Source organism: Stenotrophomonas sp. STEN008, assembly GCF_056760435.1.
Map to the genome: position 1 here is coordinate 1 of NZ_JBRRET010000054.1, position 19,631 is coordinate 19,631.

Here is a 19,631-nt window from a genome sequence, read left to right on the forward strand (position 1 = left end):
CATGCGGGAACTCCTGTTGCGACCTGGCTACAGACTAGCGCAACGGTGTGACATCTGCGTGGGGAATGGAACAGGGATACGGGGCCGGCCCACGCTCGGCTGGCCGGGCCGGGGGGGGGGGGGGGGGGGGGGGGGGGGGGGGGGGGCCCCCCCCCCCCCCCCCCCCCCCCCGCCCGGTCAACTGGCGTAGTACAGCTGGTATTCCAGCGGGTGGGTCGCCGCGCGGAACTTGGTCACTTCCTGCATCTTCAGGGCGATGTAGCCGTCGATGAAGTCATCGCTCATCACGCCGCCGGCCTTCAGGAACTCACGGTCCTTGTCCAGCGCTTCCAGCGCCTGGTCCAGCGAGGAGCAGACCTGCGGAATCAGCTTCTCTTCTTCCGGCGGCAGGTCGTACAGGTCCTTGTCGCTCGGTGCGCCCGGGTCGATCTGGTTCTTGATGCCGTCCAGGCCGGCCATCATCAGCGCGGTGAAGGTCAGGTAACCGGACTGGATCGGATCGGGGAAGCGCATTTCGATGCGGCGCGCCTTCGGGTTGGAGACCCACGGAATGCGGCACGACGCCGAACGGTTGCGCGCCGAATAGGCCAGCATCACCGGTGCTTCGAAGCCCGGCACCAGGCGCTTGTAGCTGTTGGTGCCCGAGTTGGCGAAGGCATTGATGGCGCGGGCGTGCTTGAAGATGCCGCCGATGTACCACAGCGCCAGCTGGCTCAGGCCGCCGTAACCGTCGCCGGAGAACAGGTTGGCGCCGCCCTTGGACAGCGACTGGTGCACGTGCATGCCGCTGCCGTTGTCGCCGACGATCGGCTTGGGCATGAAGGTGACGGTCTTGCCGTTGCGGTGCGCGACGTTCTTGATGACGTACTTCATGCGCAGCAGCTCATCGGCCTTCTGCACCAGGGTGCTGAACTTGGTGCCGATCTCGCACTGGCCGGCGGTGGCCACCTCGTGGTGCTGCACTTCCACTTCGATGCCGACCTGTTCCAGCGTCTTGCACATTTCCGCACGCAGGTCGTGCAGGGTGTCGGTCGGCGGCACCGGGAAGTAGCCGCCCTTCACGCCCGGGCGGTAGCCGCTGTTGGCGCCGTCGTACTTCGCGCCGCTGTTCCAGGCGGCTTCTTCCGAGTCGACCTTGAAGAAGGTGTTGCCCATTTCATTGGCGAAACGGACCGAGTCGAAGATGAAGAATTCCGGCTCCGGGCCGAAGAACGCCGATTCGGCGATGCCCGAGGACTTCAGGTAGGCCTCGGCACGCTTGGCGATGCCGCGCGGGCAGCGGCCGTAGGCCTGCATGGTGGCCGGATCGAGGATGTCGCAGCTGATCACCAGAGTGGGATCGGCGTAGAACGGATCGACATAGGCGCTGGACGGATCCGGCAGCAGGACCATGTCCGATTCGTTGATGCCCTTCCAGCCGGCGATCGAGCTGCCATCGAACATCTTGCCTTCTTCGAACAGCGACGCTTCGACGATGCTGACCGGGAAGGTGACATGCTGTTCGACACCGCGCATGTCGACAAAGCGCAGATCGACGAACTCGATCTGGTTGTCCTTGATCAGCTTCTCAACGTTTTCCACGGACATCGGTACGACCTCGGATGGGAATGAATGCCTGCTGAGGTACAGCAATGACCGTGCCAACTTTTTGCGCCCTGCAAGTCCTTGATTTCACACAGCGTGCACTGCGTCAGTGCGGCACAGCCTGCACCAAAGGGGTGCGCAGGCACGCGGATGCACCCCTTTGGTGCGGCATGGATGGTCTATCCTCTCGACCTTCTTCCGCCGCACGCGCCCGCACTGTCCATGTCCGACCTGCTCTCCGCCCTGCTGCTGGGCATCCTCGAAGGCTTGACCGAATTCCTGCCGATCTCCAGTACCGGCCACCTGCTGATCGCCCAGCATTGGCTGGGCGCACGTTCGGATTTCTTCAACATCATCATCCAGGCCGGCGCGATCCTGGCCGTGGTGCTGGTGTTCCGCCAGCGCCTGTGGAGTCTGGCCACCGGCCTGGGACAGCGCGAGAACCGCGACTACGTGTTCAAGCTGGGCGCGGCATTCCTGGTCACCGCCGTGGTCGGGCTGCCGGTGCGCCTGCTCGGCTGGGAACTTCCGGAAACGGTCAGCCCGATCGCCTGGGCGCTGATCATCGGCGGCATCTGGATGCTGCTGGTGGAGCTGTATACCGCGCGCCTGCCCGACCGCGACCAGGTTACCTGGACGGTGGCGATCGGTGTCGGTCTGGCACAGGTGGTGGCCGGCGTGTTCCCCGGCACCTCGCGCTCGGCGTCGGCCATCTTCCTGGCCATGCTGCTGGGCCTGAGCCGTCGCGCAGCCGCCGCCGAGTTCGTGTTCCTGGTCGGCATTCCCACCATGTTCGCCGCCAGCGCCTATGCGTTCCTCGAGCTGGCCAAGAAGGGACAACTGGCCAGCGAGAACTGGGCCGATGTCGGCGTGGCGTTCGTTGCCGCCGTCATCACCGGCTTCATCGTAGTGAAGTGGCTGCTGGGCTACATCAAATCGCACCGCTTCACCGCGTTCGCCCTGTACCGCATCGCGCTGGGTGCCGCACTGCTGCTGTGGTTGCCGTCCGGCACCTGAACAGCGGCGGGGAACGGCAACCCCGTTGCCGGCCCCGCCCCGTTTCCCCCTCGGTTCCCCAAGGAGAATCACCATGAACCGCAAGCTCACCCTGCTCCTCCCGCTGGCCCTGCTGGCCGCCTGCAGCCAGACCCCGGCCCCGGCCGGAACCGGCGGCGACGACGTGGCCCCGGCGGCGACCAAGGCGGCAGACCAGCAGACGCTGGCGCACCTGGACGCGCAGCGCCTGCAGAGCCAGCACTGGCGGCTGCAGAAGGCCACGGCCGCCGACGGCAAGCGCATCGACGCGCTGTTCGCCCGTGAAGACAAGCCGGTCACCCTGGACTTCGTCGATGGCCGCCTGTCGGTCAGCAATACCTGCAACCGCATGAGTGGCGGTTACACCCTGGCCGACGGAAAGCTGAGTGTCAGCGCGATGGCCTCGACGATGATGGCCTGCGCGGACAAGTCGCTGATGGCGCTGGACGAGGCCGTATCCAGCCGCCTGCAGGGCGAACTGAAGGCGGAGCAGGATGCCGCCGGCACGCTGACCCTGACCAGCGCACAGGGCGACACGCTGGTCTTCGCTCCGGAACCCACCGCTGAAACCCGCTATGGCGGCGCCGGCGAAACCGTGTTCCTGGAAGTGGCCGCCCGGACCGAGAAGTGCTCGCACCCGCTGATCCCGGACTACCAGTGCCTGCAGGTCCGCGAGGTGAAGTATGACGACAAGGGCCTCAAGCAGGGCGAGCCGGGCAAGTTCGAGAACTTCTACGGCAACATCGAGGGCTACACCCACGAAGACGGCGTGCGCAACGTCGTGCGGGTGAAGCGCTACGAGGTGAAGAACCCGCCGGCCGATGCGCCGTCGCAGGCGTATGTGCTGGACATGGTGGTCGAGTCGGCCGTCGAGAAGAAGTAAGCATGCAGAAGGGCGGCCGCAGGGCCGCCCTTCTTCATTGCCGCCGGGCGTACTGCCCGGCGCTGCAGAAACACGCTGCGCGGTCAGGCCAGCGCCGGATTCAACGTGTAGGTGCCGTGCAGCGCCGCCTCGGCCAGCACATGGCCATGCATGGCGCGATGGACATCCGCGGCGGTGAAGCGCTCCGGCAACGCCAGCGCGGCCACGTCCAGCGCGAACACACGGAAGAAGTAGCGGTGCAGCCGCTCGTCGTTGAACGGCGGGTACGGGCCGTCGTAGCCCAGGTAATCACCGGCCATGTCCGGATTGCCGGCGAACCAGCCGGTGAAGTCGTTCAGGCCCTGCCGGCTGCCGGCCGGACCGGCCGGTGCGGCCTTGCCCTTGACCACGAAGCCATCGCTGCAGCTGCCCGCGGCGATCTCGTGCACGCTGGCAGGGATGTCGGCCATCACCCAGTGCACGAAGTCGCAGCGCGGCTGGTCGCGTGGCACCGTCATATCACTGCGGCCGACGGTGTCCGGCACGGTCGGCACATCCGGGTCCACGCAGATCAGCACGAACGAGCGGGTGCCCTCGGGCACATCGCTCCAGGCCAGGTGGGGATTGCGGTCCGGCGCGAAACCGGCGGTGTCGCCGGCGGCGAATTCGCGGTCGATCGGTGCGCCGTTGGTCAGGCTGTGGCTGCTCAGTTTCATCGGACGGTCCTCACTCTTCCGGGTAGCCCAGGCGCACCGCGATCGGTGTCAGCTGGGCGAAAGCGGCGCTCATCACGTCGCGGTAGTGGCGCCAGTGGCCCGGCGGGAAGCGCGGCACGCCAAGCTGGGCTGCCACGGGCATGGGGCGCTCGAACAGGCGTCCCAGCAGCTCGGCCATCGCCTGCGCATCATTGCCGATGTGATCGATCCGCAGCAGCACATGCGGGTACAGATCTTCCTCGTTCAGGGTCGCGACCTGGGCCAGCGCACGCGCCAGCCATTCGCCGGCCTCGGCCAGCGAGGTCATCGCCAGCGGCGCGGCAGCGCCATAGGCCACCCAGTCCAGCAGCATGTCGCGCGGATCACGCAGCACGATCAGCAGGCGGCCCTGCGGCAGCTGCGGGCGCAGGGCCCACAGCAGCGCGTTGTCCCACCACAGCAGCCAGTCGATGATCGTGTCGCCCTGCACGCCGCGCGCCGGCAGCTGCTCGCGCCAGCGCTGCACCAGCCGCTCCGGCGTCAGCACGCCGGACGCCAGGTCCTGCAGCGTGTGGTAGTTCTGGAACGCGTCATCCGGCGGGTTGCTGGTGTAGCGATCACTGCGCAGCACCGGGCTGGCAGCGGCCAGGCCGGTCGCCACGCGCTCCACACCCGAACCCGGTGCGCCCCACAGGAAAATCGGCGCCGACGTGTTGGATTCGTCGACACTGCCCTTGTCCGGCCAGCTCGGCGGTGCCTTCGCCTGCGGCGGCAGCGGCAGGCGCTGCGGCGCCTGGTCGGCCTGCAGCGCCAGCCAGGTTGCCAGGGCGGCATCCGGTTGCCCGGCGCGATCCTGGATCTCGCCCAGCCAGGTGCGCAGGTCAGCGCGATGGCCCTCCGCGGCCTGTTCGATCAGCGCCTGCACGCGGGCGACGGCAGCAGCGGGGTCGCGCTGCAGCAGGCCCTCGACAAGGCGGGACTCGGCGCTGACACGGCCCGGCTCGAGGCTGACGATGCGTTCTGCGATGCCTTCAGCCTGTGCGTGCTCACCCGCCATGTCGTGCAGCCGCAGACGCGCCTCCAGGGCGGGCACATGGCCAGGCATCGCTTCGATCCAGCGCTCGACCACGGCAACCGCCGCATCGCTGCCCACCTCTTCCACCGACAGGCGTGCCAGCCACAGGTCATGCAGCTGCGGGTTGTTTTCCAGCGCCGCATCCAGGCGTGCGCGTGCTTCTTCCTCGCGGCCCAGCCGCTGCCACGACATCAGCAGCAGCTGCAGCATCTGCCGGTCTGCCGGCTGCGATTCCAGCAGCGGCAGCAGGTGTTCCAGCGCCTGCAAGGGCTGCCCGCTGCGCAGCGCCAGCTCACCGGCCAGGCGCCGCAGCGATGCGTGGTCCATGCCTGGCTGCTGCAGCGCCACCTGCATGGCCTCGGCGGCGGCCTCGAGATTGCCCTGCCGCAACGCCAGCTGCACGACCAGCCCGTGCAGGGACGACAGCGACGGGTTGAGCTCCAGCACGCGGCGGAAGGCCTGCTCGGCGAATGCCAGCATGTCCTTGCCCAGATAGGCAAAGCCCAGTGCATACAGCACGCGCGGATCATTCGGCTGGGCCTGGTTGGCCTGCGACAGCAGCACCAGCGCGCGATCAGGATCGTCACGGCGCAGGGCGATCATGCCGTCGATGTGCAGCAGATCGGGGTGATCCGGTTCAACGCGCGCGGCCAGGGTCGACAGGCGCTGGGCTTCATCGAAGTCATTACGGCCGATCGCCAGGTGCGCCTGCATCAGGTAGGCGGAAAAGGCGTTCGGATTGAGATCGGTGGTACGCAGCAGCGCCTCGTCGGCGCCCTGGTATTCGCGCAGCGCCAACAGCAGGCCGGCATGCTGCAGATGCAGCTGGGCATCGTCGGGGGCCAGCCGCAGCGCCTGCTGCAGGGCGTCCATTGCGTCGCCGGGCTTGCCCTGCTGCTGCAGCGCAAGCGCCAGCCAGCGGTGGGCCGCGGCCAGGCCGGGTTCGTCACGGGTCCACGCCTGGGCCAGCTGCACGGCCTGGCCGGCCTCGTTCTGGCGCAACGCTTGGATGATCTGGTCTTGCATGGCGGTCCGGTTCAAGGGCAAACCCGCATTGTAGCGGCCTGCGCGCCGGTCCCGGTTCAGGCCTGCAGAACCCGCCGCAGGCGCTGCGCCACCCAGCGCTCGGAGAAGCCGTCACCGCGCCAGTTTTCCAGGAAACCGCAGTGACCGCCCCAGCACGCCGTTTCCAGATGCGCCTGGCGTGGCAGCTGCCAGTCGCGGAATGTCGAATACGGGATCACCGGATCATCCTGTGCCATCAGGATGTCGGCCGGCACCTGCAGCCCGGACAGGCGATCACCGGCAATCGAGTAGCCGTCGAAGTACGCCTGCAGCGAACCGAAGGTGGTATGGCGCTCGACCAGCCATGCGGTCAGCGCGCGGATGTCCAGCTTCAGCACGCGATCGTCGCAATCACTCAACTCGGGGAACAGGTCGCGCTTGCGGCGCAGCGAGACGGTCCACTTGCGGCGGAAATACCAGTCGTACATCGCCGGGCCGTTCTCGATGCTCTCCATGGTCAACGCCGGGTCCAGCACCGGGCACACCGAGGCCACCCGCAGCAGCGGCACGCCGGCTGCCGGCGCACGCAGGGCCAGGCGCAGCACAAAGTTGCCACCCAGCGAGTAGCCAGCGGCGACCAGCGGCAGGTGCGGCCAGCGCTGGGCGACATCGCCCGCGGCATGCACCACTTCGTCGATCAGGTTGGAGTGGAAGATGCCGGGGTTGAGGTGATGGGTGTTGCCATGGTCACGGAAGTTCAGCCGCACCACGTCGAAGCCCTGCTCGAGCATGCGCGCGGCGGCCATGCGCATGTAGCTGGACTCGGCGCTGCCTTCCCAGCCATGCAGCAGCAGTGCGATGCCACGCGGCTCGCGCCCCTCGACGTGGCTGTGCCAGCCCTGCAGGCGCACGCCCTCGCCACCATCGAGGATCATTTCCTCGCTGACTGCGCCGGTGGCGGCCAGCAGCAGCAGGCCGCGCTGCAGGCGCATGCGGCTGGAACTGAGCATCGACTGCAGGTGGGGATTGCGCAGCCAGCGCGGCGGCTGGTAATCGGCCGCAGTCAGCATCGACGCGGATGCGTCGACAGGCGGTGGCGGGACCAGGGCCACCACGGCCTCACTCCCCGCTCATGGCCGCCACGATGCGCGCGCGCGAGGTCTCCGCGATGCGCCGACGGCCTTCCAGATCCTGGGCACCGATCGGTGCCAGGAAGTGCACTTCCGCACGTCGCGCCGGCTCACCGAGCAGGCGCAGGAAATTGGCGAAGAAACTCTCGCCCGGGCCGAAGGCCACGATCGTCTGCGCGTCGCCCTTCGTTCCGTACACCAGCGCCACCGGCTGCACCGGCACACCGGTCTCGACTGCCGCCTGGAAGATCCGGGCGTGGAACGGGCCCACTTCGTGGCCCCCGCGGGTGCGCCCCTCCGGGAACACGCCCACGGCCTTGCCTTCACGCAGGCGATCGGCCATCACCTGCATCACCCCACCGAGCGACTCGGTGTTGCCACGCTGGTGGAAGATGGTCTGGCCGCGCGCGGCCAGCCAGCCGACCACCGGCCAGCCGGCGATCTCGCGCTTGGCGACGAAGCCCATCATGCGCTGGCTGTGCAGGATGCTGATGTCGACCCAGCTGACGTGGTTGGCGACGAACAGCACCGCGCCGGGCAGCGGCTGGCCGAAGCGCACCAGGCGGAAACCGAAGATCCACATCAGGCCGCCCTGCCACGCGTTCACCACTTTGGCACCGAGACGGTCCTGGCCCACGCGCAGGTTCGCCCACGGCGCGAGCATGCCCAGCAGGGTGAGCGGCAGGAACACGAGGATGTGGACCAACAGCAGCGGTACGCGGTACAGGTAACGGCACACACGCGCCACGCCGCCGCGGGGGGCCGGAGTGGGGGAAGTCATCCGCGCACGATACCGGAGGGCTGCCATCGCTGCCAGCTGGTTCAGGCCATAAATCCGCTTGATCGGGGCAATCGGCGGGGAACGCTGGGTTCCGCCGCTGTCGCGGGCCTGGCCAGGGGCTCAGCCGTGGCCGGCAGCCACCACGGCCAGGGTCAGCCGCGAGATGCACACCAGCCGGCCCTGCTCGTCCTCGATGCGGATCTCCCACAGCTGCGTGCTGCGACCCACGTGCAGCGCGCGTGCGGTACCGGTGACGGTGCCCGAACGCACCGCGCGCACATGGTTGGCGTTGATCTCCAGGCCCACGCAGATCTGCTTGCCGGCCTCCACGCACAGATTCCCCGCGCTGCTGCCCAGGGTCTCGGCCAGCACCACCGATGCGCCGCCATGCAGAATTCCGTAGGGCTGGCGGGTGCGCTCGTCCACCGGCATGGTGGCCTGCAGCCAGTCTTCACCGGCAGCGCTGAAGACGATGCCCAGCGACGCGATGGCCGTGTTGCGGCTGAGCGCGTTGAGCTGCTCGAGGGATACGGCTTCGCGGAACACCTGGGTCATGCGGGCACCTTCAGAGGATGGGGACGAGGCCGGCGCCGAACGCGGTCAGCATGCGCACCAGCAGCCACTTCGGTCCGACGTTGACTTCGGGGAAGTCGCCCACGGCAACGTAGCACTGGTGGAAGTCCGGGCTCTGCCGGGGCAGCGGCTGCGGGCAGTCCGGACCCGGCTTGAACTCGTAGTCGGTGGCGTAGCGCCACGGCCAGAAATCGAGGATCGGCAGCGCTTCGGAGGCCTTGCCGACGCTGTAGTTGAGCCCGGACAGCACCGGCGGCTTGGCGCGTGGCGCGACCGTCCAGGAGTTCTGCGGGTGGATGTCGCGCAGGATGCTCTGCGCCAGCTGCTCGGCGAACACCGGATCGTCGATGATCACCGCACCTTCGGTGTTGTAGTTCTCGCTGCGCGGATCGAAGTTGTGGGTGCCGACCACGCCGATGCGGCGGTCGACCACCAGCGACTTCGCGTGCAACCCCATGCGCGCACCCTTGCGGGTCACAGGCAGCGGCTTGTTGACCGCCTTGCTGCCCAGGAACGAAGGCCGCGTCTCGGTGCGCAGCAGACGCGTTTCCACTTCACTGCCGGCGGCGCGGCGGCGCGCCCGCGCATTCTCGTAGGCGCTGCCGGTGCGGGGGCGGAAAACCGCCGGCGCTTCGTCGGCGCCAGTCGTGGCGGCGGCGGCGGCGTCGGTGGCGGTGGACGTACCGCCGCTGCGGGCATTGCTGCCGGCAGCGCTGCCGCCGATCAGCGGATTGCGTCCGCCACTGTCCTGGCCCGGCGGCGCCTCGATCGGGTCCGGCAGCAGGTTGCGGTAGTCGACCGGCGCATCGAGCGGGAACGGCTTGTATTCGAAGATGTTGAAGCCCAGCTCACGCATGTTGCGCCGCTTGTACTTGTACGACAGCGCGTAGACGATCGGGTTGTCGGTGGCCGCCAGGCTGTTGGTGGACACCAGCACGCGCGGCGGCTGCGGACGCTTGCGCAGATCGCGGAACAATGTCTGCGCGGGTTTGGACAGCACCAGGTACGGCGTCTGCAGGATCACTTCGTGCTGCGCGCTGGCGATCAGTGCGTCGAGCTGTGGCTCGGTGACGTGCTGGCTGGCCAGCGGCGCATCGACCTTTTCGCGCCGATGCTTTCGCGGCAGGTCGGCGACGTAGCGCACCGACGCCACCGGCAACGCGGTGTCGACGAAGGAGCGGGTGACGAAGTCCATGTCGTTGGCCTCCGCGCTGACCCGCTGCACCCGCTCGGGACGGCGGAAGGTGGCGGGCGGCAGGGCCGGCACGCCCTCGCGCAGCAGCGTGCGTCCGACGTCGTTCAGGCGTTCGGCCGGCACACTGCGGCGGGCGCGCCAGAACGCATCGAAGTTGGCCGCCATCTCGCGCGCTTCCGGGCCGGCGATCAATACGTCGCGATCGCGGAAGTTGTACTCGCGGTCCCAGTCGTAATAGTCGTCCTGGTAGTTGCGGCCGCCAACCACGCCGATTGCGTCATCAATCACCAGCAGCTTGTTGTGCATGCGCTGGTTGAAGCGGCGGAAACAGCACAGCACGCTGCCGGCATAGTCGAAGTAGTTCAGCCGCGCCTTGCCGAAGGTCGGGTTGTACACCCGCAGCTGGAAGTTCTCGTGGGCGCCGGACAGGGCGCCGAGAATCTGCAGGTCGGAGATGGCCGAGAGCTGGTCGATCAGCAGCCGCACCTTCACTCCCCGCTTCGAGGCGGCGAGCAGTTCATCGATGACCAGCCGGGCACTGTCGTCCTTGTCGAAGATATAGGTCTGCAGATCGATGCTGCGGGTGGCACTGCGCAACAGGTTCAGGCGCGCGACCAGCGCGCCCTCCCCCTCGTCCAGCAGGGTGGCGTAATGACGGGGACGGGTTTCGGTGGACTCGCTGAATGCGCGGCCGGCGAGCGCGCGCAGCGGCGACTCCTGCGCGCAGCGGTCGGCACGCTGGCACTCGACCTCGGTGGAGCGCGCCTGCACGGCAATCGCTTCGGCACGGTCGCGCTCGGCGTGCGACAGCGACGCACAGCCACTGCCAAGCAACACCGTTGCCAGCGCCAGCACCCGCAGCAGCAGATTCACGGTTTCGGCGCCTCGCTCAGGCGCGCTCGCAATACGAAGGTCACTCGGTCACTCAAGGCAAGCTGCCAGCTGTCCATGCCATACCGGCCTCGTTGCACGGTACCGCGGCTGACGACGTCGCAATCATAGCCGGGTCGGGCGCACTGCGCCTTCTCGACCCGCAGCGATTCAGGATGGCTGACCCCGCGCAGGGTCAGACGGCCTTCGATGTCGCCGCCTTCGGCCACCGTGTCGGGCCAGTAGGGCAGCGAATCGAACTCCACCATGGGGTGCCGCCCGGCGTCGAAGAACTCCTCGCCCCGCATCCAGCCGGTGTAGCGGGCCTTGCCGGGAATCTCCACCGAACGGGTGAACATCTTCAGGTGCACCTGGTGGCGGCCGTCGGAGAGCACCTCGATGCGCCCCTCGAACTGCGGGAACACCCCCTCGATGCGCTGCCCGAAGCGGGTGCGTACTTCGAAGCCGATGCGCGAATGCTGGGTGTCGAGCAGCAGCACGCGGGGGCCATCGGCGCGCACCGGAGGCAACGTGGTTGGCTGGGGCACGCCCGCCCAGGCCGGGGCGAGTGCCAGCAGCAGGGGCAACAGGCAGCGGCCGGGCCACCGCAGGCTCATCGGCTCACGGCCACCAGAAGGCGTTCAGGCTGGCCACGCCCGGCTCGATCGCCGCTTCGCGCGGGAAGCCGAGCACCGCGATGCCGGCCGGCGGCATGCCGCGGTAATCGCTGCTGCTGCCTTCGGTCATCAGGGCCACCAGCCGTTCCAGGCCGGGGTTGTGGCCCACGACCAGCACGCGGTCGAGATCGCGGCGTTCATCCACCAGTGCCGCCAGGGTGCCCGGGGTGGCTTCGTAGATGCGGTCTTCCAGGCGCTTTTCGACATAGCCGATGGCCGCCATCACCGCTTCCAGGGTTTCGCGGGTCCGCCGCGAAGGCGAGCACAGCACGCAATCCGGCAGCAGCTTGTTCTCCTTCAGCCAGCGGCCGGCGGCTTCGGCTTCGGCAAGCCCGACCGGCGACAGGGGCCGGTCGAGGTCGGCCTGGCCCGGGGTGGCCGGTTCGGCGTGGGCATGGCGCAGCAGGATCAGTTCACGCATCGCGGATATCCATGGAATCGGGGAGTGGAGCAAGGGCCCAGGCGTGAACGGTCACAGCTTCAGCCAGGACAGCAGAGGTTCCCAGTCGGCCTGGTGCTCGCGCACCTGGGCGGAGCGATAGTCGAACAGGCTGCGGCCCAGGCCGGTCATGACCACGTAGCTCTGGCTGTCGCGCAGCTGTGCGACCACCGGGTACGGCCATTCGGCCAGCATCTGCAGCGCCTGCTGCGAGGTCTGGGTCCAGGGCTTGGTGCGGTTGAGCACCAGCCCCACCGGCAGCTTGCGGCTGTGCACGCGCGGCACCTGGGCCAGGCTGTTGAGGAAGCCGACGATGGCTTCGATGTCCAGCGCCGAGGGCAGCACCGGCACCACCACCGCATCGGCGGCATCAAGGAAATGGGGGATATCGTCGGCCAACGCGCCGGCAGGCGCATCGATGATGACGGTCTCGGTGCCATCGGGCAGCTTCTGGGCCCATTGCTTCTTCCGGTACACGTCGATCGGCAGCACCGCGCTTTCCAGGCCGGCGCGGCGCTGTGCCCAGCGGGTGCTGGAGCCCTGCGGGTCGGCATCGGCGATCACCGTGGCCTTGCCCTGCAATGCCGCGTACGCGGCCAGGTGGGTGGCGACGGTGGTCTTGCCCACCCCGCCCTTGGAACCGGCCACCAGGATCGTCTTCATGCCAGCCTCGCTTCCGGGTACGTGCCCCGAGCGTACACCGGCGATGGTGACGGGAGGTAGAGCCGCGCTGAACCTGTCGGCATCGGCTTTGCTATGGTGACGCCCCCGAAGGATCGAACCCGCATGAGCGAACTGCAGGACCTGAGCGCGCTGATCCGCGCCAATACCCCCCTGATCGTGGTGGAGACCCAGGACGAGGGCCGCATCGTCGAGTTGTTCCGGCAGACACTGATGCATGTATGGCGGGCCCTGCACCGCTGGTCGATCACCGAGGGCCTGCGCCGCATCGATCTGGACAGCGAGGATGCGCCGGTCGGACCGCCCGATGCCAGCGCGGCGCTGCAGATGATCCGCCAGGCCGACCAGCGCGGGGTGTACCTGCTGCTCGATTTCCATCCCTATCTGGGCTATGCCAGCCACCAGCGCGCGCTGCGCGACCTGATCCAGCGCCGCCACAGCGAACCCCATGTGCTGGTGCTGATCGGCGCCAAGGTCGAGCTGCCGGCCGAACTGGAAGCCCTGGCGGTGCGCTTCAACCCGCGCCTGCCCGACGCCAATGCGCTGCTGAAGATGCTGCGCGAAGAGGCCGATGCCTATGCACGCGAGCACGGTGGCCGCCGCGTGGAGGTCGACAGCGAGGCGGTGAAGAAGATCCTGAAGAACCTGCAGGGCCTGAGCCTGGTCGACGCCCGGCGCATCGCCCGGCAGCTCATCTACGCCGACGGTGCGCTGCGCGACGACGACCTGCCGCAGCTGGCGCGGCTGAAGTTCGAGCTGCTCAACCGCAGCGGCCACCTGTTCTTCGAGCATGACAGCGCGCGCTTCGGCGACGTGGCCGGCGCCAACCGGCTCAAGCGCTGGATCAACCAGCGCCGTGTCGCGTTCATCGCCGGCTCGGCACCGGCAGGGCTGGATCCACCGCGCGGCATGCTGTTGCTGGGCGTGCAGGGCTGCGGCAAGTCGATGCTGGCCAAGGCCACCGCCGCCGGGTTCGGCGTACCGCTGCTGCGCCTGGACGTGGGCGCGCTGTACAACAAGTACCACGGCGAGACCGAGTCCAACCTGCGCCAGGCCCTGGCCTCGGCCGAGCAGCTGGCGCCCTGCGTGCTGTGGATGGACGAGATCGAGAAGGGCCTGGCCAGTGGTGGCGACGACGGTGGGGTATCGCGCCGCGTGCTTGGCTACCTGCTGACCTGGATGGCCGAACGCAAGGCGCCGGTGTTCATCGTCGCTACCGCCAACCAGGTGCATGAGCTGCCCGCGGAGCTGCTGCGCAAGGGACGCTTCGACGAGATCTTCTTCGTCGACCTGCCCTCGCCCGAGGTGCGGGTGGAACTGCTGCGCCTGCACCTGGGGCGACGCCAGCTCACTGCGGACGACTTCGCGCTGCCGGCGCTTGCCGCAGCGTCCAACGGGTTCTCCGGTGCGGAGATCGAGCAGGCCATCGTGGCCGGGCTGTATGCGGCCCATGCCGAGAACCGGCCGCTGGATACTGAAACGCTGATGGGCGAGATCCGGGCGACACGGCCCTTGTCGGTGCTGATGGCCGAGCAGGTGGCGGCGTTGCGCGAGTGGGCGTCCGGTCGCACGGTGTCTGCGGACGACTGAGCGGTCTGCCACCCGCGGCGCAGGCTGTTGCCCTCTGCAGGTGCCGGGTGCACCCCGGCACCACACCTGCCCTCAGGGCCAGGCCGGCGGCGCGGCAGCCCAGGCCTGCTGTACTTCGGCCAGCGACGCGCGCTCGTCCTCGCGCCACTGCGGCAGCAGCTGCGCGTAGCGGCTGCTGTCGCTCCACTGCGACGGTTCGGTGCGCACGGCAGCGGCGTACCACTGCACTGCCTGCTCCTTCTGCCCCAGGCGCCACAGTGCCAACGCGTAGCTTGGCGGCAACCAGCTCGGCTTGCTGAGCGTACTGCCGGCGGCGGCCTGCCACTGCTCCAGCGCGGCCTCCGGCTGCCCCTGCCGCAGCAGGTCCCAACCATAGTTCCAGCGTACGCCGCGACCGACGCTGCTCTGCACCGGGGCATCCTTCAATGCTTCGCGGTACAGCTGCTCGCCAAGCTCGGTACGGCCCTGCGCGATCGCCACCGAGGCCAGCTGCACGGTCGCTTCCACCACGCGCCGGCCACGCTCGCGCTGCTTGAGCAGCTGCGCCACCAGGGCATCGCCCTGCGACTGCTGCACGACCACCATCGGCGCAGCCGCGGCATCGTTGTCGAAATAGAACTCCTGTGGTGCCGGCAATACCGGCGCCGCCCACGCGGAGGCCGCCCCCGAGACCAGCAGGATGCCGGTCAGGATCTTTACTGCCACTGACATTCCTTCTTCCCCCGGGCTGCGACCGCAGCCCCTCTCTCTCCTCCCGATCCTAACCGCAGCATGGCCGCCGGCGCGAGTGCCGGGGCCTGCGCGGCCTCACTGCTACAATTCGCGCCTTCCCCGTCGCGTGCCTGCACGCGGCCGGTGCCAGCCGATCCTGACCGGGCCAGCCATGACCAGTACCGCGCAACTCACCTCGCCCTCTTCCGCCGACCTGATCGACCGTGATTACACGCTCGATCACAAGTACACCCGCAACGAGGGACGGATCTACCTGAGCGGGGTGCAGGCGCTGGTGCGGCTGCCGCTGATGCAGCGGCTGCGGGATGCCGCCGAAGGCATCGACAGCGCGGGGTTCATCAGCGGCTACCGCGGCAGCCCTCTGGGCGGCTTCGATCTGGAGCTGTGGCGCGCCCGCACGCACCTGGAGGCCGCGCGGGTGAAGTTCACCCCGGGCCTGAACGAGGACCTGGGCGCCACCATGGTCTGGGGCACCCAGCAGACCAACCTGTTCCCCGGCGCCAACGTACAGGGCGTGTTCGGCATGTGGTACGGCAAGGGCCCGGGCGTGGACCGCTGCGGCGACGTCTTCAAGCACGCCAATGCGGCAGGCACGTCCCGTCATGGCGGCGTGCTGGCGCTGGCGGCCGATGACCATGCGTGCCGCAGCTCCACCCTGCCGCACGGCAGCGAGGATGAATTCGTCAGCGCGATGATGCCGGTGCTGAATCCGGCGGGCGTGCAGGACATTCTCGACATGGGCCTGCTCGGCTGGGCGATGAGCCGGTATACCGGGCGCTGGGTCGGCTTCAAGACCATCGCCGAGACGGTGGAATCGTCGGCATCGGTCGACGTGGATCCGCTGGCGCGTCGCATCGTGCTGCCGGACGACTTCCCGATGCCGGCCGGCGGCCTCAACATCCGTTGGCCGGACCCGCCGCTGGACCAGGAGATGCGCCTGCACCGCTATGCCGTGAAGGCGGCGCAGGCCTTCGCCCGCGCCAACGGCATCGACCGGGTGGTGATGGACGCGCCGCGTGCACGGCTGGGCATCGTCACCACCGGCAAGAGCTACCTGGATGTGCTGCAGGCACTGGAGTACCTGGGCCTGGACGAGGCCGCCTGCGCCGACATCGGCATCCGCGTCTACAAGGTCGGCATGACCTGGCCGCTGGAGCCGGAAGGCATCGCCCGCTTCGCGCAGGGCCTGGACGACATCATCGTGGTGGAGGAGAAGCGCGCCTTCATCGAGCGGCAGATGAAGGAGCAGTTCTTCAACTGGCCGGCCGGCTGGGGCCCGCGCCCGTCCATCGTCGGCAAGTACGACGAAGCCGGTGAATGGATCCTGCCGTCCACCGGCGAGCTGACCCCAGCCACCATCGCCGGCGTGATCGGCCGGCGCATCCAGCGGTTCTTCAACAACGAGTCGATCGAACAGCGCCTGCAGTGGATGCAGCAGAAGGAGGCCGAGCTCGCGTTGCCGCGCGCCAGCTTCCCGCGCGTACCGCACTACTGCTCGGGCTGCCCGCACAACACCTCCACCACGGTGCCGGACGGTTCACGTGCGTTGGCCGGCATCGGTTGCCATTACATGGTGACCTGGATGGACCGCAGCACCGACACGTTCACCCACATGGGTGGCGAAGGCGTGACCTGGGCAGGGCAGGCGCCGTTCACCGATACCCCGCACGTGTTCCAGAATCTGGGCGACGGCACCTATTTCCACAGCGGCTCGCTGGCGATCCGCCAGGCGATCGCGGCCGGCGTCAACATCACCTACAAGATCCTCTACAACGATGCGGTGGCGATGACCGGTGGCCAGCCGGTGGATGGCCCGCTCAACGTGCCGGATATCGCCCGGCAGATGCGCGCCGAAGGCATCCACACCATCGTGGTGCTGTCCGACGACATCGCCAAGTGGACCCGCCAGCGCGAGCATTTCCCCAGTGACGTCGAGTTCCACGACCGCAGCGCGCTGGACGAGGTGCAGAAGCGCCTGCGCGAGGTGAAGGGGGTCTCGATCCTGATCTACGAACAGACCTGCGCCACCGAGAAGCGGCGGCGCCGCAAGCGCGGCAAGCTGGAAGATCCGGCCAAGCGCGTGATGATCAACTCGCTGGTCTGCGAGGGCTGCGGCGATTGTGGCAAGAAGAGCTTCTGTGTATCGGTGCTGCCGAAGGAAACCGAGTTCGGGCGCAAGCGCGAGATCGACCAGTCCAACTGCAACAAGGACTACTCGTGCGTGAATGGCTTCTGCCCGAGTTTCGTCACGGTGCATGGCGGGAAGCCGCGAAAGGGCAGCCGGCGCGATGCATCGTCCCTGCTGGACAACCTGCCGGCGCCGACGGTGCGCGGCAGCCTGGAGCAGCCCTGGAACATCCTCATCACCGGCGTGGGCGGTACCGGCGTGGTCACCATCGGCGCGTTGCTGGGCATGGCCGGCCACCTGGAGGGCAAGGGCGCCACGGTGCTCGACCAGACCGGCCTGGCGCAGAAGGGCGGCGCGGTGACCACCCACATCCGCATCGCACGCCGGCCGGAGGACATCCACGCCGTGCGCATCGCCGCCGGTGAGGCCGACCTCGTACTGGGCTGCGACATGGTGGTGGTCAACGATTACTGGGCACTGTCGAAGGTGCGCGCAGGCCGCTCGCAGGTCGTGCTCAACACCTACGAAGCGATGCCGGGCACGTTCACCACCCGTCCCGACATGCAGTTCCCGGCGGCCGACATCATCGCCGGCGTGCGCGTGGCGCTGGGCGGCGATGAGCCGCTGCTGCTCGATGCCACCCAGCTGGCCACGGCGCTGCTGGGCGATGCGATCGCCGCGAACCTGTTCATCCTCGGCTACGCCTGGCAGCAGGGCCTGGTGCCGCTGTCGTTCGAATCGCTGATGCGTGCCATCGAGCTCAACGGCGCGGCGGTGGCGATGAACCAGCAGGCCTTCGCCTGGGGCCGGCTGGCGGCGATCGATCCGCAGGCCGTGCAGGAGGCCGCCGGCCTGGTGCGCAACCGCCATACCGATACCGAATCCACGCCCGGCCCGCTGCATCCGCTGCCACCGGGCGAGTGGGAAGGCAACGAGTGGGGTGCCACCGCTGCGCCACGCAACACTGGCGACGAACGCGAACTGCGTGGCCTGCCCTCGCATGGCGGCGAGGTTGCCTTCCTGCCGCTGGACGACGCGCGCCTGTCGCGCTCGCTGGATGAAATGATCGAACGCCGCGCCGCGTTCCTGGTCGACTACCAGGACGCCGCCTACGCCGATCGCTACCGCAGCGTGGTCGAACGCGTGCGCGCCGCCGAACGCGAGCGCATCGGCGGCTCGACCGCGCTGACCGAGACCGTGGCCCGCTATCTGTTCAAGCTGATGGCCTACAAGGACGAATACGAAGTCGCCCGCCTGTACACCAGCGGTGATTTCCAGCGCCGGCTGCAGCAGCAGTTCGAGGGTGACTACCAGCTGCGCTTCCATCTGGCGCCGCCGCTGTTCGCGAAGAAGGATGAACAGGGCCGGCTGCAGAAGAAGGAGTACGGTCCGTGGATGTTCAAGGCGTTCGGCCTGCTGGCGAAGCTGAAGTTCCTGCGGGGCGGTGCCTTCGATGTGTTCGGCCGCACTGCCGAGCGCCGCATGGAGCGCAAGCTGATCGGCGACTACGAAGCCACCGTGCAGCTGCTGCTGGACGGGCTGGATGACGGTCGCCTGGCGTTGGCCGTGGAGATCGCCAGCATCCCCGAGCACATCCGCGGCTTCGGCCACGTCAAGGAAGCGCATGTGGAGAGCGCCAAGGCGCGGGAAGCTGCGCTGCTGGCGCAGTGGCGCAACCCGAAGGCGCTGCATATCGTGCAGGTGGCTTGAGCCGGAGGAGCACCGGCCACCGTCAGCCGCGGCGGTTGCCTAGCCCAACCGCCACACCAACAGGCGGTTGTTGGCCGGCATCCCCACATCGCGCAGGCGGGTGAAGCCGCTTTCCGCGGCCAGCGCCTGCACGGCCTCCGCATCGCGGACGCCGCTGCGCGGATCCCGCGCCTTCAGCCACTCATCGAACCGCGCATTGCTGTCACTGGTGTAGCGGCCGCCGTAGTTGAAGGGGCCATACACCGCCAGCAGTGCGCCATGTCGCAGCACCGACGGCAACGCGGCAAACAGCGCCTGCACGTGCTCCCAGCTCATGATGTGCAGCGTATTGGCACTGAATGCGGCGTCGAACAGACTGCCCTCGGGCACCGGCAGCCCTGCTGCCGGTGGCAGTTCAACCTGCAGCGCCACCGGCGGCAGCAGGTTCAGCAGTGCCGCCTCGGCGCGCCACGCCTCGATACCCGGCAGATGGTCCGGGTGATCACTGGGCTGCCAGCGCAGCCAGGGCCAGCGTTCGGCGAAGAACACGGCGTGCTGGCCGGTGCCGCTGCCGATCTCCAGTACCCGGTGGCGGTCGCCCATCCACGGATCGAGCGCGGCAGCGATCGGTTCGCGGTTGCGTTCGCAGGCTTCTGAATACGGCTTGCTCGACATCGGGACGGCATCCGGACGGGGTCGGGCCATTGTGCACGAGGGAGGGTGTCCGGCAGGGCTGCGCCCTGCACCCACCGAAGCAACATCAACGTCAAAAGCGGACTATCCGTGGGTTGGCGGGGTGGGTCCGGTTGCGGGGGACGGCGTGAATACGTCCCTGTAGCCTCGGTCGCGCCATCCATGGCGCTCACGCCCCCGCAACCGGACCCACCCCG

The 19,631-nt window shown here is 68.4% G+C and carries 16 protein-coding genes; 4 read left to right on the plus strand and 12 right to left on the minus strand.

What is annotated here, in order from left to right; translation table 11 throughout:
* Positions 1-177: 177 nt before the first annotated feature.
* Positions 178-1,587 (minus strand): type I glutamate--ammonia ligase, encoded by a 1,410-nt coding sequence (gene glnA, locus ACVOME_RS17365; RefSeq protein ID WP_053520266.1) that lies wholly within the window; start codon positions 1,585-1,587, stop codon positions 178-180.
* A 219-nt stretch (positions 1,588-1,806) separates the two neighbouring features.
* Between glnA and ACVOME_RS17370 the strand changes: the two genes are divergently transcribed.
* Positions 1,807-2,601, plus strand: coding sequence for an undecaprenyl-diphosphate phosphatase (locus ACVOME_RS17370; RefSeq protein WP_053520271.1), 795 nt, complete (start codon positions 1,807-1,809; stop codon positions 2,599-2,601).
* A 73-nt stretch (positions 2,602-2,674) separates the two neighbouring features.
* The gene (locus ACVOME_RS17375; RefSeq protein ID WP_053520265.1) at positions 2,675-3,502 is read left to right on the plus strand and encodes an META and DUF4377 domain-containing protein; all 828 of its coding nucleotides are present in this window, start codon (positions 2,675-2,677) and stop codon (positions 3,500-3,502) included.
* A gap of 83 nt (positions 3,503-3,585) precedes the next feature.
* Here the strand turns inward: ACVOME_RS17375 and ACVOME_RS17380 are convergent, their stop codons facing one another.
* The 9 genes from ACVOME_RS17380 to ACVOME_RS17420 form a co-directional block, all read right to left on the minus strand.
* Entirely contained in the window at positions 3,586-4,197 is a 612-nt protein-coding gene (locus ACVOME_RS17380) for a YbhB/YbcL family Raf kinase inhibitor-like protein (protein WP_065182075.1), read from the minus strand.
* 10 nt (positions 4,198-4,207) lie between these two features.
* Complete coding sequence (locus ACVOME_RS17385; protein WP_065182076.1) at positions 4,208-6,277, minus strand: tetratricopeptide repeat protein; 2,070 nt, start codon at positions 6,275-6,277, stop codon at positions 4,208-4,210.
* A gap of 56 nt (positions 6,278-6,333) precedes the next feature.
* Positions 6,334-7,368 carry a YheT family hydrolase gene (locus tag ACVOME_RS17390; protein ID WP_080375346.1) on the minus strand — a complete coding sequence of 345 codons (1,035 nt, stop codon included), beginning with the start codon at positions 7,366-7,368 and terminating at the stop codon, positions 6,334-6,336.
* 7 nt (positions 7,369-7,375) lie between these two features.
* Positions 7,376-8,167 carry a lysophospholipid acyltransferase family protein gene (locus ACVOME_RS17395; protein ID WP_053519975.1) on the minus strand — a complete coding sequence of 264 codons (792 nt, stop codon included), beginning with the start codon at positions 8,165-8,167 and terminating at the stop codon, positions 7,376-7,378.
* 120 nt (positions 8,168-8,287) lie between these two features.
* On the minus strand, positions 8,288-8,722 hold the full coding sequence (locus ACVOME_RS17400; protein WP_053519976.1) for a hotdog fold thioesterase: 435 nt from the start codon (positions 8,720-8,722) through the stop codon (positions 8,288-8,290).
* 10 nt (positions 8,723-8,732) lie between these two features.
* On the minus strand, positions 8,733-10,808 hold the full coding sequence (locus tag ACVOME_RS17405) for a phospholipase D-like domain-containing protein (RefSeq protein WP_476342884.1): 2,076 nt from the start codon (positions 10,806-10,808) through the stop codon (positions 8,733-8,735).
* On the minus strand, positions 10,805-11,422 hold the full coding sequence (locus ACVOME_RS17410; RefSeq protein ID WP_065174131.1) for a YceI family protein: 618 nt from the start codon (positions 11,420-11,422) through the stop codon (positions 10,805-10,807). The genes ACVOME_RS17405 and ACVOME_RS17410 overlap by 4 nt, the downstream gene beginning before the upstream one ends.
* Positions 11,423-11,426: 4 nt before the next feature.
* Complete coding sequence (locus ACVOME_RS17415; protein WP_053519979.1) at positions 11,427-11,903, minus strand: SixA phosphatase family protein; 477 nt, start codon at positions 11,901-11,903, stop codon at positions 11,427-11,429.
* Positions 11,904-11,954: 51 nt separating this feature from the next.
* Positions 11,955-12,584: a ParA family protein gene (locus ACVOME_RS17420; RefSeq protein ID WP_053519980.1), complete on the minus strand. Its 630-nt coding sequence runs from the start codon at positions 12,582-12,584 to the stop codon at positions 11,955-11,957.
* A gap of 123 nt (positions 12,585-12,707) precedes the next feature.
* Here ACVOME_RS17420 and ACVOME_RS17425 point away from each other — a divergent pair, with 123 nt between their 5' ends.
* Entirely contained in the window at positions 12,708-14,192 is a 1,485-nt protein-coding gene (locus ACVOME_RS17425; protein WP_065182079.1) for an AAA family ATPase, read from the plus strand.
* A 72-nt stretch (positions 14,193-14,264) separates the two neighbouring features.
* Here ACVOME_RS17425 and ACVOME_RS17430 read toward each other — a convergent pair whose 3' ends face one another.
* The gene (locus ACVOME_RS17430) at positions 14,265-14,903 is read right to left on the minus strand and encodes a tetratricopeptide repeat protein (protein WP_065182080.1); all 639 of its coding nucleotides are present in this window, start codon (positions 14,901-14,903) and stop codon (positions 14,265-14,267) included.
* 172 nt (positions 14,904-15,075) lie between these two features.
* Here ACVOME_RS17430 and ACVOME_RS17435 point away from each other — a divergent pair, with 172 nt between their 5' ends.
* A complete protein-coding gene (locus ACVOME_RS17435; protein ID WP_481505330.1) occupies positions 15,076-18,762 on the plus strand; it encodes an indolepyruvate ferredoxin oxidoreductase family protein in 3,687 nt (1,228 codons plus the stop codon).
* A 39-nt stretch (positions 18,763-18,801) separates the two neighbouring features.
* On the opposite strand, the gene ACVOME_RS17440 is transcribed toward ACVOME_RS17435, so the two are convergent.
* Positions 18,802-19,416, minus strand: a complete 615-nt coding sequence (locus ACVOME_RS17440; protein WP_164152952.1) for a DUF938 domain-containing protein — start codon at positions 19,414-19,416, stop codon at positions 18,802-18,804.
* Positions 19,417-19,631 lie beyond the last annotated feature (215 nt).